Below are 14,756 nucleotides of genomic sequence, written 5' to 3'. Positions count from 1 at the left end.
CCGGTTCTTTAGCCCGTTTGTCGTCCGATTTTGGGTATTCTGTCGATCTTGTTGCGGTAGGATGTAATCCAGTCTGCGGTTTTTTCGAAGGGCATCGGCTTGCCGATGCCAAATCCCTGAACGTGGCCACAGCCCAGCTGGGCCATCAATGCATGTTCGCCTGGGGTTTCGACGCCTTCAGCCAGTGTTTCGAGATGCAGCCGTTCTGCCATGGTCAGAATTGCGCTGGCCAGTTGCTGCTGGCTTGGGTCCTGATCCGCCCTGGTCACAAACGAGCGGTCGATCTTGATGCGGGACACGTTGAACCGCTTGATGGACGCGATCGAGGCATGACCGGTGCCGAAGTCATCCAGATCAATACAACATCCCATCGCAGCCATACCCGTGACATTGCGCGTGATCACGTCATCCGGCCCTCTGGAGAACACGGTTTCCAGTACCTCGACCGCCAGCCTATCGGGTGTCAGGTCGAATTGATCCAGTTCCCATTTCAAGCGGTCGATCAGGCCCGGGTCGCGCAACTCGTCCGAAGAAAAGTTGATGCCGATACGTGGCACGGACAAACCGGCTTGGTCCCAATCGCGCATTGCGGCAAAGGCGTGATGCCGAATGGCTTGCCCCAGCCGCCCCATAAGTTCGGCCTGTTCGGCGAAGGGCAGGAAGACATTGGGGGCCAATACTCCTTTTTTTGGATGTTCCCATCGAGCCAATGCCTCGAAGCCGGACACACGGCCAGTGTCTGTCGAAATCTGAGGTTGAAACCAGGGACGAATTTCACCGCTGTCCAATGCTGCGTCAAACTCCTTGCGCAGATTGGTTCTGACGAGCGCCCGACGACGTGTTCCGGATGAAAAGGCACGAATCGTCGAAGGCCCGTTTTGCCGCGCCTCAAGCAGAGCGCTGTTTGCAGCTTCGCACCAGTCCGTCGCGGAACCATCCGGGACATTGCTGCTGAGGCAAAAACCGATAGAGCAGGACATGTAGACGCCGGTTCCGTTCAGCATGATGGGGTCTTCGACGGCGGATTGCATACGGCCCGACATCTGAATGCAGGCTTCCAGATCAAGCTGCCTTGCGGGGTGAAGAACAACCATCATCTTGTTCTCATCGAGCCAGGTTGCACTATCGTTCGTACGGATCATGGACATGACACGGGAACAGAATTGTTGGGCCACGTGGTTTGCGGCCGCCTGGCCGTGCAGGTCGAGCAATTGCGCATAGTCATCCAAGATCACAGCGAAACAGGCCGACGTTTCACCCTTGCGGCGGCTTTCGGCGAAAACTTCTGCCAAACACTCGTCGAACCGGCCCTTCGACAACAGGCCACCCTGTCGTTTTTTCTGGCTTGTCGGGGTAGGTACAATTGCGCCGATACCTGCGAGCAGCAACGGCAAACCAAGTGCCATTGCGATCAATGCGCGTTCGCCACCGATCCAGAACGCACCCAAGCTTAGTGCCGGACCAAACGCCAGCACGGCAGGGCCGTTAACAACGGTTTTCAAGAATTGAATAAAACGGTCGACAGAGAGTTGGTTCCACATCGGGTTCTGGCCTTGGGCACTAATTGCCCATCAACCCTAGGAAACCAGTCTGAGTCAGTCGTTAACGCAACAGCGGAATTTCCGCTGAATTTTCGGATTTTTCGTCTGGATTTAATGAAAGTTTAATGAAATCAAAGAGTTTCGTGTCCAGAAGATGCGAAGGGCGCGCATTGGTTAACGCACGGAACATGACCTGCCGCCGACCCGGACTGTTCTTTTCCCATTGATCGAGAATCTGTTTGACCTGTTGCCGCTGCAGCCCGTCCTGACTGCCGCACAGATCGCAGGGGATGATCGGATATTGCATGGCGTTGGCGAATTTTTCGCAATCGGCTTCTGCGACATGGGCAAGCGGGCGGAAGACGAACAGATCGCCCTCTTCATTCACCAGCTTCGGTGGCATGGTGGCCAGACGACCACCGTGGAAGAGGTTCATGAAGAAGGTCTCAAGAATATCGTCGCGGTGATGGCCCAGCACGACGGCGGAACACCCCTCTTCCCGCGCGATACGATACAGGTTGCCGCGGCGCAGGCGTGAACACAGGGCGCAATAGGTGCGGCCCCGCGGGACCTTGTCCATCACAACGGAATAGGTGTCCTGATATTCGATCCGGTGCGGTACACCCATCCGATCCAGAAACTCGGGCAGGACCGTGGCCGGAAAGCCGGGCTGACCCTGATCCAGATTGCAGGCCAGCAGATCAACAGGCAGCAAGCCGCGCCATTTGAGTTCGTAGAGAACCGCCAGCAGCGTATAGCTGTCCTTGCCCCCCGAAAGGCAGACCAGCCAGCGAGGTGGCTTACCATCTTTGTCGTGGGCAGACGGGTCCACCATCCCGAATTGCTCGATGGCTTCGCGGGTCTGGCGCACGATGCGTTTGCGCAGCTTCTTGAACTCGGTGGTCGAGGGCGCGCCGGCAAAGAGCGGGTGGATATCGTCAGCTTCGTCAAACATGCGCAGCCCCTACAGCAGTTGGCGCAACCGGGCAAGGGCGCGGGTCAGCCAAGACGGGCCAGCACGGCATCCACGTCCAGCCCGGCGACCGATCCGGGGATGCGCCCGCTGTCGCCGGTCAGGCGTGTCCCGATGAAGCCGTCTGCGACTGCGCCGGGTGCGTGACGTAGCAGTTGCGCCGCCGTCAGCAGTAATGCGGTACGTTCCGCATACCACCGCGCCTCAGCCTCGGGCGGCAGGCCGGGCCAACGATTTCGATGCGCGGTCAATGCCGCGTCATATCCCCTGTCTGCGCCTGTCGCGGCGTCCAGTTCCGCCTTCAGCACATCAGCTGCCAACGGGTCGCGCGCCAAAGTGCGCAGGATGTCGAGGCAGATCACATTGCCTGACCCTTCCCAGATACTGTTCAGCGGTGCTTCGCGATAGATCAGGGGCAGGGGCGTGTCTTCGACATACCCCATGCCGCCCAGCACCTCCATCGCTTCGACCACGACGACAGGGCAGCGTTTGTTGTTCAGGAATTTGGCCAATGCGACACTGATGCGGGCAAAGGCTTTGTCTTCCGGCGTGTGCCCGTCAAATGCCTGCGCAACGCGCATCCCTAAAGTCAATGCGCCTTCCCAATCCAGTACAAGATCAGCCAGTACGGCGCGCATCAGGGGTTGGTCGATCAAACGGCGTTGAAAGGCACTGCGATGTGTCACCCAGTGATGCGATTCGTTCAGCGCGGCACGCATCAGGCCCGCCGGAGCCATGGCGGTGTCGAGTCTCGTATGATGCACCATCTCCAGAATGGTGCGCACGCCCGCGCCCTCCTCCCCCAACTGATACGCAAGTGCGTCGTGATATTCGATTTCGGATGAGGCGTTGGATGTGTTGCCCAGCTTGTTTTTCAGGCGCATCAGGTGGATCGCATTGCGCTCGCCCTCAAGCCAGCGGGGCACCAGAAAACAGGTTAATCCGCCGGGGGCTTGTGCCAAGGTCAGGAACCCATCGGACATAGGGGCGGAACAGAACCATTTGTGCCCGCGCAGACGCCAGTGATCGCCGTCGCGGGTCGCGATGGTGGTGTTGGCGCGTACATCCGAGCCGCCCTGTTTCTCGGTCATGGCCATACCCAGCGTTGCGCTGGCCTTTTGTGCGATGGGCTTTATCGAAGGGTCGTAGGTGCGGGCCGTGAGTTTCGGCTGCCAGAGGGATGCAATCTGGTCATCGGTTGCGAGCGCCGGGATTGCCGCGTAGGTCATCGTCATTGGGCAACAATGGCCGGGCTCAATCTGCCCGGCCAAATAGACCATCGCCGCGTGGGTTGCATGACCGCCGGGCCGCCCATCCCAAGCCAGGGCGGCGTAACCGGCGGATTGGCTGATCTGCATCATCCGGTGATAGGCCGGGTGAAACCGCACCTCGTCCAAACGCCTGCCGCCCTGATCGAACAGACGAAGCTCGGGCGGGTGCCGGTTGGCTTCGCGTCCAAACTCGCGCACTTCTTCGGTTCCAAGCGTTTTACCATAGGCGGCCAGTTCCGCAGCACGCCCACTCGCCATGTTCACCACGTTTTGCAGGACCGGGTCGGACGACCAAAGGTCGATGTCACCACGCACGGGTGGTTGATTCAGGACGTCGTGGGTCGGCAAGGAGCGGCGCGCTGGGGATGTCATCTGAACCTCGGGTTGAACTGGTCCAACTGTTCAGGCGCGCCGCGTACCGGTCAAGTCTGACGAGGGGTCAGGAGGGGTCGTTATGCTTGCAATCGGGTACCGGATCATACCCATCGCCGCCCCAGGGGTGGCACCGGCAAATTCGGTGCGCGGCCAGATAGGATCCTTTGATGGCCCCGTGTTTCTCAAGTGCTTCAAGCGCGTAGGCTGAGCATGTGGGCTGATAGCGGCAGTTAAAACCAACCCAGGGGCTGAAGATCAGCCGATACGCCCGAACGGGCAGGGCGACGATATGGGACAGAAGGGTCATTTGCCCGAAGCATGCACCTTGCGAAGCGCATAGCGCAAGTCGTCCAACAATGCGTCATAGGGGCGGTTGGCTGTGACCTCGGCGCGTCCGATCAGCACGTAATCCCATCCATCGCGGCCGGATACAGGCAAAACGGCGCGCGCGGCTTCGCGCAGACGGCGCTTGGCGCGATTACGAGCGACGGCATTGCCGACTTTCTTGGAGCAGGTAAAGCCCACGCGAATCCCTTGGGCTTCGTCTGCGGCGCGTTTACGGGCCTGCACCATCATCGAAGACGTTCCTTGCCTGCGCGCGCGGGCCGCTTTCAGAAAGTCGGAACGTTTCTTGAGAATGCTCAGGGTTTCAGGCGCGCAAACGGACGCCGCCGGGGGCGTTTCCACGGGCTGGTTCTTACCATCCACGAGGGGCCTCCGGCGGCGTCATGTTCATAACCTGACAGGTCGAGCGGTTTACGCGCTCAGCGACTTGCGGCCACGTGCGCGGCGCGCGTTCAGGATTTTGCGGCCGGCCTTGGTGGCCATGCGCGCGCGGAAACCGTGGCGGCGTTTGCGAACCAGGTTCGAAGGCTGATAGGTGCGTTTCATCGCTCCGTCTCCAATCTATGCGGTGGGGTGCGGCGCGGATTCGCCTGGCCCTAGTGTTCGAAGCCCGTCCTCTACTGGGTAGCGGGGGTTAAGTCAAACCCCTAGGTGGGGGTTTTCGCGCCTTTTGCAACAATTCTGTAATCCAGAGGGGCCAAAGGTTTCAAAAATCCGGGTCAGCCGCCCCAAACCCTCACATTCCCTGCTATACTCATCAACGCAGCGTGAGGCCCCTGTTGCCGGCGTCCCTGTCGGCGCATGTTACATGAAGAATGAAACGTACAAAACCGGACAGCTTCATGAGCGATACGACACAGGCCCCGCGTAGCGGGCTTGCGCGCCATATTCCTTTACTGGTGATTCTCGCCGTCGCTGCGGTGGGGTTCTTCACCTTGGGCAATTACCTGACTTTCGAGACGTTGCGCGACAACCGCGAGGCGTTGTTGGCCTGGCGTGATGCCAACTATTGGGCGATGGCGACAGCTTTTGTGGGCATCTACATTGTCATCGTCGCGTTTTCGTTGCCGGGTGCGGCGGTGGCGTCCATGACCGGCGGGTTTCTCTTTGGCCTGTTCGCCGGAACCGTGTTCAACGTGTTCGCGGCAACCATCGGTGCGTCGGCGATCTTTCTGGCGGCGCGCTGGGGGTTGGGTCAGTCTTTGACCGCAAAGCTGGAATCATCCGAAGGCACCGTCAAAAAACTCAAAGACGGGCTGCGTGAGAACGAAATCTCGGTTCTCTTCCTGTTGCGTCTTGTTCCTGTCGTACCGTTCTTTGTGGCCAATCTGGTGCCGGCGCTGGTGGGAGTGAAATTCCGCAATTTCCTGATCACGACGTCGCTGGGCATCATTCCCGGCGGCATCGTCTATACCTGGATCGGTGTGGGCTTGGGCGGCGTGTTCGACCGGGGCGAGACGCCGGATGTCTCGCTGCTGTGGGAACCCTTTGTGATCGGCCCCATCATCGGCCTGTGCGTCTTGGCCGCTTTGCCGATTATCATCAAATCCCTGCGTGGTCGAAAGGACGACTGATACATGCAAGAGCTGAAAACCGATATCCTGGTGATCGGAGCCGGGTCAGGCGGCCTGTCCGTCGCGGCCGGGGCCAGCCAAATGGGGGCCGATGTCATCTTGCTGGAAGGGCACAAGATGGGCGGCGACTGCCTGAATTTCGGCTGTGTTCCGTCCAAAGCGCTGATCGCCAGCGGCAAGGCAGCGTACGGGCAGGCACATGCGTCGGCGTTGGGCGTGGCGAATGTCGTACCGCAGGTGGATTATGTCGCTGTAAAGGGTCACGTACACGACGTCATCGCCCAGATTGAGCCTATGGACAGTCAGGAACGGTTCGAAGGCTTCGGCGTCAAGGTTATCCGAGAATACGGCAGCTTTGTCTCTCCGACTCAGGTGCAGGCGGGCGATCGCCTGATCACTGCGCGGCGCGTGGTGATCGCGACCGGTTCGTCGCCGCTGGTGCCGCCGATCCCGGGGCTGGATCAGGTGCCTTTCTTCACCAACGAGACGATATTTGACCTGCGCGACAAGCCCGAGCACCTGCTGATCATCGGCGGCGGCCCCATCGGGATGGAGATGGCGCAAGCCCATATCCGTCTGGGCTGCGAAGTCACGGTGATCGAGGGCATGCAGGCATTGGGGAAAGACGATCCCGAAGCGGCCGAGATCGTGTTGGACACGCTGCGGACCGAGGGCGTGGCCATTCATGAAAAAGCCATGGTGGCACAGATTCGCAACAACAATGGCTTGGTCGAGGTCGTGACCGAGAATGGTGAGATTTTCACCGGCTCGCACCTGTTGCTGGCAGCAGGGCGCAAAGCCAATACCGACCGCCTGAATCTCGCTGCCGCCGGGATCGAACCCACCCGAACCGGGATAAAGGTCGACGAGGCGCTGCGCACCACCAACCGCAAGGTCTATGCCATCGGGGATGTTGCAGGCGGGATGCAATTCACTCATGTCGCGGGCTATCACGCAGGGATCATCATCCGCTCGGCCTTGTTCGGCCTGCCATCAAAGGCGAAGACGGCGCATATCCCATGGGCCACTTATACGGACCCTGAATTGGCGCAGGTTGGCCAGACCGAGGCGCAGGCACGCGCGCAACATGGCGACAGGGTCGAGATCGCGCGCTTTGACTATCATCACAACGACCGCGCCATTTCCGAGCGCAAGACGAGAGGCTTCATCAAAGTCATGGTCGTAAAAGGCCGACCGGTCGGCGCTACAATCGTGGGGCATCAGGCGGGCGAATTGATCAACTTGTGGTCGCTGGCCTTGGCCAATAACCTGAAGATGGGGCAGATCGCTGCAATGGTTTCGCCCTATCCGACGATTGGAGAGCTTAACAAACGCGTGGCGGGTGCCTATTTCTCGCCAAGGCTGTTTGAGAATCAGACAGTTAAACGAGTGGTCGGGTTCGTCCAGCGCTGGATGCCCTGACCGGAAAGGGAGCGCAATTTGAACTCGCTGTCAGGCCGATTTCTGATCCTGACCACGGTCTTCGTCATGTTGGCCGAGATATTGATTTTTGTGCCCTCGATTGCGCGCTTTCGCGAAGACTTCCTGCTGAACCGGCTTGAACGTGCGCAAATCGCCTCGCTGGCGCTGTTGGCCGACGACATGCTGGCCGAAGACCTCGAGGCCGAACTGCTGGCCAATGCGGGTGTCTACAACGTGGTGCTGCGCCGGGACGAGGTGCGCCAGCTGATGCTGTCTTCTCCGATCCCCGAGGCGATCACCAAGACCTACGATCTGCGCGATGCCGGGCCGTGGGTTTTGATCCGGGACGCGTTGAGGCGCCTGTTCACGCCGGAAAACGAAGTCATCCGTGTCATCGGTGAACCGGTCAAAGGGGCGGGGCTTCTGATTGAGGTCACCATCGACAGCATGCCGCTGCGCATGGCAATGACCGATTATGGGCTGCGCATTCTGGGCCTGTCCTTTGTGATTTCAATTATCACTGCATTCTTCCTGTTTCTGGCCGTGCGCGTTGTCCTTGTGAAACCGATCAAAAGCGTTGTCGGCTACATGCAGCGCTATGCGGGCGCGCCGGAAGATGCGCGTGGGATCATCTCACCCAATTCAAAAGTGACCGAACTGCGCGAGGCGGAAGAGGCTCTGCAACAGTTGCAGAAAGAACTGACGCAGGCCCTGAAACAACGAGAACGCCTGGCGCAATTGGGCGGGGCGGTGGCCAAGGTCAGCCATGATCTGCGCAACATCCTGACCTCGGCGCAACTGTTCACGGACCGTATCGAGGCCAGCGACGACCCGCTGGTCCGGCGCATGGCGCCGAAGCTGGTAAACTCGATCACGCGGGCGGTGTCATTGTGTGAAAGCACACTGGCCTTCGGTCGCGCCGAAGAGCCCGCCCCGACGCTGACCATGGTGCGCCTGCGCGATGTGGCCGAGGATGTCGTCGTCAGCGAACGGCTTGCCGTATCAGACACTGGCGTTGAAATCGTTAACGACGTGCCCGAAGATCTGGTCGCCCGTGCCGATCCAGAACAGATATTCCGGGTCATAATGAACCTGGTCCGCAACGCTCGTCAGGCGCTGGTGGCGTCCGGCAAACCCGGCAGGATCACGATTGCCGGATGCGCGTATGAAAACGACTGGTGCGTGGAGGTTCGCGATACCGGCCCCGGTCTGCCGCCCAAAGCGCGCGAGAATCTGTTCACGCCGTTTCAGGGCGGGGTGCGCAAGGGAGGTTCGGGTCTTGGACTTGCGATTTCGCAGGAGCTGGTGCGCGGACATGGCGGCGATCTTGTGCTGACTGAGACCGGGCCGCAGGGAACGACGTTTGAAATCAGGCTTCCTCGGGGCGAAGTGACTTTTTAAAAATTTATTGCAGAATCGACTTGCACGTCCCGAACACCGGGTCTAAATACCGCCTCACCAACGCGGACCGATAGCTCAGCTGGATAGAGTACTTGACTACGAATCAAGGGGTCGGGGGTTCGAATCCTCCTCGGTCCGCCATTAAATCAACGACTTAGATTTTGGCGGTTGCTTCTGAGGCCTTGTGGGCGAGACAGGAGCGAGACAAAACGAGTCGATCTACGCAGATCAAAAGTAAATATTTCCGGTCACATATGCGAGCGAAGGTAATTCGCAAGGCTCATACTCACCCGAGCGTACGACTTGTCCAATCTTCACGATGCGGGGCGCAGAGTCGTCGGCCAGCGCCGGATCCCGAACGGATTGAGTTGACACATTCGCTCTTGGGGCTGACGACCGATCTAATTTCTGATCCCGTCGATCCACGCCGCAACCGCAACCGCCATCGACTTCAAGTGGTCCGCGTGGGTAAAGCCTGAAATGCGTTTGCGTGATTTCAGGTCGTGATCTCCCTCTTCGAACCAAATTGGTCTCGCGCTCTCTGACAGATCAGTGTTGGTGTTCGTAGGTTTCGCAGATGTTTAGTGCGAAGTTTTTCGGGGTTTTCAGATAGGATGGTACGGATATCGGCGACAATGTCACAAAGGTATCAAGCTCGCGAAGCTCCCGCGAAAGCTCGGTCACAACCTGCTTTATCAATAGATTCCCAAAGCTGATGCCCGCCAAACCCTTTTGGCAGTTTGAAATGGAATAGAACGCCGGGACCTTTGCCTGCTCGGCTTCGATCGGTTCTCGTGCTTCGGATAGAAGCGTATCTATTGCATTCGGGATTTGAGCGGTCAGAGCGACCTCAACAAAAATCAGTGGCTCATCTGGCATCGAGGGGTGGAAGAACGCAAAACAACGACGGTCTGGCGGGAAGAGCCTTCGCCGCAAATTGTCCAGATCGTTGATATGGTGCACCGCTTCATAGGCGATGATCTTATCCAGAACGCGGGCAGGGGTGTCCCAGCTGATTTGCTTGAGGACAAGAAAGCCTCGGTTGAACCAGCTGCGCAATAAATGGACGAAATCGATATCCGTTCGTTTGAGTTCCGGTTTGGACTTGAGAAAGCTCAGCAGATCAACGCGCATGGCTACAAGTTCCTGCGTCGCACCAGACGGCTGGTTCAGCCGTCACAATAACTCTTGCCGCCGTGGCTCTGAAACTTTACTAAGCCTTTGATAAAGATTGACACTTTGGTCGCTGTCGTAGTGGCGGGCTGCTTCAGAAAGCTGATTTGCGTCCAACTCAAGTTGGTCATTCAAATAGACAAAAAGTCTAGTTTCTCCGCATCATTCAGGGTGTGGTAGCGCTCAAGGATCGTAGACGCGAGCGTGAAGCCGGAAACTTCACCTTCGGCAGATAAAAGCGCCTCACATAGTTCGGCAATGGACCGTTTGTCATCCTTGCCACGCCTTTTGTCGGGACGGTCCAGCAATTGGTTTAGTAGATCACCCAGAAACCAATTCCGCTGCATTTCAGGGCTCCATCTGGCTGCTCAAGTACTCGCCTGTTCGCCGGTAGTGGTCGACCAAATGCCGAGTTGCGCTGTCTGCGTCGTGGTTCAAAGCGGCGTCCAGGATTTGCTGATGTTCGGCGGCGATGTCTCGCTTTTTATAGCTCGACCCGCCGGCCGCCAGATAGCGGTAGCGAATGTTCAGGTCATAAAGCTGCGAGCAATACCGCAGCAGCAACGGCAGTTTCGAATTGTCCAACAAGGCCAAGTGAAACGCCTTATGAGCGTCCTCAAAGTCGCGCGCTCCGTTCTGGCTGGCCTTTTTCATATGATGGTGACGCAAGACAAGCCGATCTTCCCAGGCCGCATCCGCATTGCTGATGGAAGCACGCAACGCGGTTTCTTCAAGGTTGCATCGAAGCAGAAGGATTTCCTCAAAGTTACACTTGCTGACTGGCGCTGCCCGAAATCCGCGCTGATCAATCCGTTCGACCAGCATGTCCGAAGTCAAAAGGCTAAGCGCTTCACGAACCGGACTAGCGCCAGTGTCCAAAAGCCCGCGAAGCTGTTCGATCTTGAGTTTTTGACCCGGAGGTAATTCTCCGGTCAGGATCATTTCGCGCAGCCTTCGATACGCTCCATGAGTGGCTGATGTCTCTTTGCCCTCAGTATCAAGCATGGCGTCCATATCCGACTGTTCCTATTTCGCGGCAAATACTCTTGAGTGCACTTAACTGAAGGCACTCGTTCCAGTCGATAGACCAACTGAAAGGTTCAGCGAGCCTTCGTTGATCAACCAGCGCCGAAGCACAAAGCTACGCGCCCTGCTTTTGTGCATAGGATCGTTTTCGGCCAGCTTCCGGGCGGACTCAAGGCTGTCGGCGCGATAGATGATCAGCCCCATCCCCTTCATATGCTCGCCGGTTTCATCCGACATGGGGCCTGCAAAAGCCAGTTGCCCCAAACGTTCAAGCTGCGCCTGGTACGCCAAGTGATCTGGCAGTGACGCCTTTACATCATCCGGCGCTTTGGCTGGCGTGCTCAGCGCGACGTAAAGCTCCAAAGCAAGCGCACCGCGGCTTTTTGCTTCTGATTTGTAGTCTGCCCAAGCAACCATTTGCCGCCTCCAAAAATATCGATATTATTTGACATATGGCAAAATAGTCGGCAAAAATCAAGCAAACTGACATGGATGGTGAAAATGAAATACCTGGTGGGAGAGACTTCGGAAGGCACAGCGGTTTTTGCCGTAAACGGCGAAAACGCAGTGAATCTAACGGCTTTGGACCCTGCCGTCGGTTCGGATTTGATGGGTTTGATAGCCAAGCCCGAACTGGCCGACTCACTTGCCAGCAAAATTGACGCCGCAGACAGTGTGCCCGTGTCTTCCATCACTCCTGCATTGCCCGTTGCCATTCCCGGAACGATCATTTGCATGGGGTTGAACTACACGGATCACATCAAGGAAGGCGGGTATGATATCCCGGAGTATCCGACGCTGTTCATGCGCGGGAAGAACTCAATCATGGCGGCAGGGCAACCTATGGTGCGGCCTGCCTGTTCCGATAAGCTCGACTACGAAGCCGAACTTATGCTGATCGTTGGAAAACGCGGTCGCCATGTCTCGGAGCAGGACGCACTGGACTATGTCTTTGGCTACACTGTATTCAACGATGGTTCGCTGCGGGATTATCAGCGCAAAACCGTTCAGTGGACGCCCGGGAAAAACTTTGATGACACTGGCGCGATCGGACCTTTCACCGTGACGCCGGATGAGTTGCCCGAAGGCGCATCAGGTCTGAAGATCGAAAGCCGTGTGGGGGACGAAATCCTTCAAAGCTCGAATACCGCCAACATGATCTGGGGCGTTCGTCAGGTCATCGCGACGATTTCGGAGTACACCACTCTGGAGCCCGGCGATCATATTGCTCTGGGAACACCACCGGGTGTTGGACACGCCAAGAAGCCAAATCCTCGTTGGTTGAAGCCCGGCGAAACCGTTGAGGTCGAGATTGAAGGCATCGGAATTTGCGCCAGCCCAATCATTGACGAAAAAGACGCCAAGTCCAAGGTGGCCGCAGCATGAGCGCACCAACCGGAGCAGAGCTGGAGGCACTTCGCGCCAAGGCGCAGCAAGATCACCGTGATCTGCGCGAGCGCATTCCACGCTTGTCGGATGACGCGATCGCCTTGATCCTGCGCGAATCCAGATCGCACTACGCGTGGACCAACAAGCCTGTTGCTGATGACATACTTGAAGAGATCTACGACATCACGATCAACGGCGCGACCAGCATGAATACGTTGCCCGCGCGCTTCGTTTTCGTGAAAAGTCCCGAAGGGAAAGAGCGGCTTGCAAAGTCTTTAAAGCCGAAGAATGTGCCAAAGATGATGGATGCTCCGGTCACGGCGATCATCGCCTATGACATGGACTTCTGGAAGGAACTGCCCTTTCTTTTCCCGCACGAAGACCGTCGGCCATTGTTCGAAAACAAGCCCGACTACGTGGCGGACACGGCCTTTCGAAATGGCACGCTTCAGGGCGCTTACTTCATGATTGCGGCCCGGGCTGTCGGGTTGGACGTCGGCGCCATGTCAGGTTTTTCGAACAAGATCGTCGATGAGGAGTTCTTCGCGGGCACGACGCTCAAGTCCAATTTTCTTTGCAATCTGGGCTACGCGGACGAGACCGGATTGTTCCAGAAGCTTCCACGTTTTCCATTCGAAAAGGTTTGCTCTTATGCATGAGGAGGTGACGCTGTGGCTATGAAAGTGAAACCCGTCGTGACTTACCGCACGACAGCTCAGTGCCCGACACATGCGCGGACTGAAATACCAATTCGCGATCTTGATGTTGTTGTCGATGAACCCGTCGAACGCGGCGGGACAAATCTTGGTCCGTCTCCGACCGAAACCGCAATGGCAGCCCTGATCGCCTGTACGAATGTCATCGGGCACAAGAACGCACATCGGTTGGGAGTTGACCTCGGCACTGTGACAATCGACGCGAAATGCAGGCTGGATCGGCGCGGTGTCCTGATGGAAGAGGAGATCGATGTTCCGTTTCCGGAAATCGAACTCACCGTGAATTGTGAGACGCCCGCCAGTCAGGAGGAACTGACGCGCGTGGGCGAGGAGACAGCCAAGTATTGCGCCATCGCAAAACTGTTTGAAGCGGCAGGCACGGACCTGACCGTCAACTGGGTCAAAGCAAAAAAATAAAAAAGACCCGACTTTCTGGGAGGAGAGAAATGAAAAACTGGACCAAACGCAGCCTGGTGGGCGCTGCTCTGGCAGGCGTCATGGCGATGCCCCTCGCGGCAGAAGAGACCATCTCTGCCGTCGTAATTGATGGCTATCCCGACCGCGCGTTGTGGGTGAAAGAATTCACCAACTTCTTCATTCCAGAAGTGGACAAGCGGTTGGCCGATTCCGGCAACTACAAGATGAGCTGGCAAGAGAATTACGGCGGTTCGATCGTCAAGCCCAAGGGCGTTCTGGAAGGTATTCAGCTGGGCTTAGGGGACATTGGCATCGTTACCACAATCTTCCATTCTTCGAAGCTTCCCAGCCAAGGAATATCGGGCTCGACACCTTTTGTGGCATCGGATTCCCGCGCCGTCGCCAAGGCTGTTGATGAAATCGCTCGTGAATACCCGGCGATGCAAAACGAGTTCGCCGCGCAGAACCAAGTTTATCTTGCTACCGGCGTTGTGCTCGACACCTATCAAATCTTCTGCACGGAACCTGTTTCTTCGGTTGCCGATCTTGAAGGCCGCAAAATCGCAGGAGCAGGCCTGAACCTGCGTTATCTTGAAGGGATTAAGGATGCCGCCGGTGTACGCGGGGGACTAACCGATTTCTACAACATGCTTCAAACCGGCCTCGTCGATTGCGGCATGCTTTGGCCCGAAGCCGCAAAGACGTTTAAGATCGCGGAAGTAGCGCCGTACATGCTCAAGGCTGATCTGGGAGCAGTGAATTCCAAGACCATCACCGTCAATGCCGACTACTGGGCTGGCCTCCCGGACGAAGTCAAAGACGTGTTAAAGGCCGTTGCCATCGACTACCGTGACCATGTCGCCGGCATCGCGATGGATCGCGCCGCTGCTTCGCGGGATGCGTATGTAGAAGCGGGTGGAACAATCGTCGAGGTTTCGGACGAAGACCGTGCCGCTTGGGCAAACGCCATGCCGAATGTCGCGCAGGAATGGGCCGCGACGCTGAACGATAACGGCGAGCAGGGCACAGAGATGCTGGCCGCTTACCTCGGCAAGCTTCAGGATGCCGGATTCACCGGCGTGCGTGACTGGACGGCTGAGTAACTGTCTGGCGATCCACGAAAGGGGCCTTTC

The 14,756-nt window shown here is 57.6% G+C and carries 17 protein-coding genes, 1 tRNA gene and 1 pseudogene; 8 read left to right on the top strand and 11 right to left on the bottom strand.

Annotation, left to right across the window (positions count from 1 at the left end):
* Positions 1-8: 8 nt before the first annotated feature.
* The 6 genes and pseudogenes from ACR0LF_RS19735 to rpmH all read right to left on the bottom strand — a co-directional run bounded on the left by ACR0LF_RS19735 (position 9) and on the right by rpmH (position 5,051).
* The gene (locus tag ACR0LF_RS19735) at positions 9-1,541 is read right to left on the bottom strand and encodes a putative bifunctional diguanylate cyclase/phosphodiesterase (RefSeq protein WP_480582918.1); all 1,533 of its coding nucleotides are present in this window, start codon (positions 1,539-1,541) and stop codon (positions 9-11) included.
* A gap of 61 nt (positions 1,542-1,602) precedes the next feature.
* Positions 1,603-2,496 (bottom strand): tRNA 2-thiocytidine(32) synthetase TtcA, encoded by an 894-nt coding sequence (gene ttcA, locus ACR0LF_RS19730; RefSeq protein WP_480582915.1) that lies wholly within the window; start codon positions 2,494-2,496, stop codon positions 1,603-1,605.
* Positions 2,497-2,540: 44 nt separating this feature from the next.
* Positions 2,541-4,157, bottom strand: a complete 1,617-nt coding sequence (locus ACR0LF_RS19725; RefSeq protein ID WP_480582912.1) for an acyl-CoA dehydrogenase family protein — start codon at positions 4,155-4,157, stop codon at positions 2,541-2,543.
* Positions 4,158-4,224: 67 nt separating this feature from the next.
* Positions 4,225-4,467, bottom strand: a complete 243-nt coding sequence (gene yidD, locus ACR0LF_RS19720; protein ID WP_480582910.1) for a membrane protein insertion efficiency factor YidD — start codon at positions 4,465-4,467, stop codon at positions 4,225-4,227.
* Positions 4,464-4,890, bottom strand: a pseudogene (gene rnpA, locus ACR0LF_RS19715) (ribonuclease P protein component). Before rnpA ends, yidD begins: the two are co-directional and overlap by 4 nt.
* Positions 4,891-4,916: 26 nt before the next feature.
* Positions 4,917-5,051 (bottom strand): 50S ribosomal protein L34, encoded by a 135-nt coding sequence (gene rpmH / locus ACR0LF_RS19710; RefSeq protein ID WP_005980833.1) that lies wholly within the window; start codon positions 5,049-5,051, stop codon positions 4,917-4,919.
* Between the two features lie 296 nt (positions 5,052-5,347).
* Between rpmH and ACR0LF_RS19705 the strand changes: the two genes are divergently transcribed.
* From ACR0LF_RS19705 to ACR0LF_RS19690, 4 genes are all read left to right on the top strand, one after another.
* Positions 5,348-6,079: a TVP38/TMEM64 family protein gene (locus tag ACR0LF_RS19705; protein WP_480582908.1), complete on the top strand. Its 732-nt coding sequence runs from the start codon at positions 5,348-5,350 to the stop codon at positions 6,077-6,079.
* A 3-nt stretch (positions 6,080-6,082) separates the two neighbouring features.
* Positions 6,083-7,501: a dihydrolipoyl dehydrogenase family protein gene (locus ACR0LF_RS19700; RefSeq protein ID WP_480582905.1), complete on the top strand. Its 1,419-nt coding sequence runs from the start codon at positions 6,083-6,085 to the stop codon at positions 7,499-7,501.
* Between the two features lie 18 nt (positions 7,502-7,519).
* Positions 7,520-8,902 carry an ATP-binding protein gene (locus ACR0LF_RS19695; RefSeq protein WP_480582903.1) on the top strand — a complete coding sequence of 461 codons (1,383 nt, stop codon included), beginning with the start codon at positions 7,520-7,522 and terminating at the stop codon, positions 8,900-8,902.
* Positions 8,903-8,966: 64 nt separating this feature from the next.
* Positions 8,967-9,043 (top strand) — tRNA-Arg (locus ACR0LF_RS19690).
* A gap of 260 nt (positions 9,044-9,303) precedes the next feature.
* Here ACR0LF_RS19690 and ACR0LF_RS19685 read toward each other — a convergent pair.
* The 5 genes from ACR0LF_RS19685 to ACR0LF_RS19665 all read right to left on the bottom strand — a co-directional run bounded on the left by ACR0LF_RS19685 (position 9,304) and on the right by ACR0LF_RS19665 (position 11,518).
* Positions 9,304-9,450 (bottom strand): alpha/beta family hydrolase, encoded by a 147-nt coding sequence (locus ACR0LF_RS19685; protein ID WP_480583009.1) that lies wholly within the window; start codon positions 9,448-9,450, stop codon positions 9,304-9,306.
* A gap of 1 nt (position 9,451) precedes the next feature.
* Positions 9,452-10,036: a malonyl-CoA decarboxylase domain-containing protein gene (locus ACR0LF_RS19680; RefSeq protein ID WP_480582900.1), complete on the bottom strand. Its 585-nt coding sequence runs from the start codon at positions 10,034-10,036 to the stop codon at positions 9,452-9,454.
* A gap of 170 nt (positions 10,037-10,206) precedes the next feature.
* Positions 10,207-10,422 (bottom strand): hypothetical protein, encoded by a 216-nt coding sequence (locus ACR0LF_RS19675; protein WP_480582897.1) that lies wholly within the window; start codon positions 10,420-10,422, stop codon positions 10,207-10,209.
* Position 10,423: 1 nt separating this feature from the next.
* Positions 10,424-11,080, bottom strand: a complete 657-nt coding sequence (locus tag ACR0LF_RS19670) for a GntR family transcriptional regulator (RefSeq protein ID WP_480582894.1) — start codon at positions 11,078-11,080, stop codon at positions 10,424-10,426.
* A gap of 51 nt (positions 11,081-11,131) precedes the next feature.
* Positions 11,132-11,518, bottom strand: coding sequence for a YciI family protein (locus ACR0LF_RS19665; protein ID WP_480582890.1), 387 nt, complete (start codon positions 11,516-11,518; stop codon positions 11,132-11,134).
* A gap of 84 nt (positions 11,519-11,602) precedes the next feature.
* Between ACR0LF_RS19665 and ACR0LF_RS19660 the strand changes: the two genes are divergently transcribed.
* Genes ACR0LF_RS19660 through ACR0LF_RS19645 form a run of 4 tightly spaced genes read left to right on the top strand, consistent with a single transcriptional unit; the run spans position 11,603 to position 14,726 of the window.
* Positions 11,603-12,487, top strand: coding sequence for a fumarylacetoacetate hydrolase family protein (locus ACR0LF_RS19660; protein WP_480582887.1), 885 nt, complete (start codon positions 11,603-11,605; stop codon positions 12,485-12,487).
* Complete coding sequence (locus ACR0LF_RS19655; RefSeq protein ID WP_480582884.1) at positions 12,484-13,149, top strand: malonic semialdehyde reductase; 666 nt, start codon at positions 12,484-12,486, stop codon at positions 13,147-13,149. The genes ACR0LF_RS19660 and ACR0LF_RS19655 overlap by 4 nt, the downstream gene beginning before the upstream one ends.
* Before the next feature lie 18 nt (positions 13,150-13,167).
* Positions 13,168-13,623, top strand: coding sequence for an OsmC family protein (locus ACR0LF_RS19650; RefSeq protein ID WP_480582881.1), 456 nt, complete (start codon positions 13,168-13,170; stop codon positions 13,621-13,623).
* 29 nt (positions 13,624-13,652) lie between these two features.
* A complete protein-coding gene (locus tag ACR0LF_RS19645; protein ID WP_480582878.1) occupies positions 13,653-14,726 on the top strand; it encodes a C4-dicarboxylate TRAP transporter substrate-binding protein in 1,074 nt (357 codons plus the stop codon).
* Positions 14,727-14,756: the final 30 nt, after the last annotated feature.

The organism is Ruegeria sp. E8 (assembly GCF_056533985.1).
Note: the sequence above shows the minus strand (reverse complement) of the source record. Positions and strands in the feature narration are given on the sequence as shown.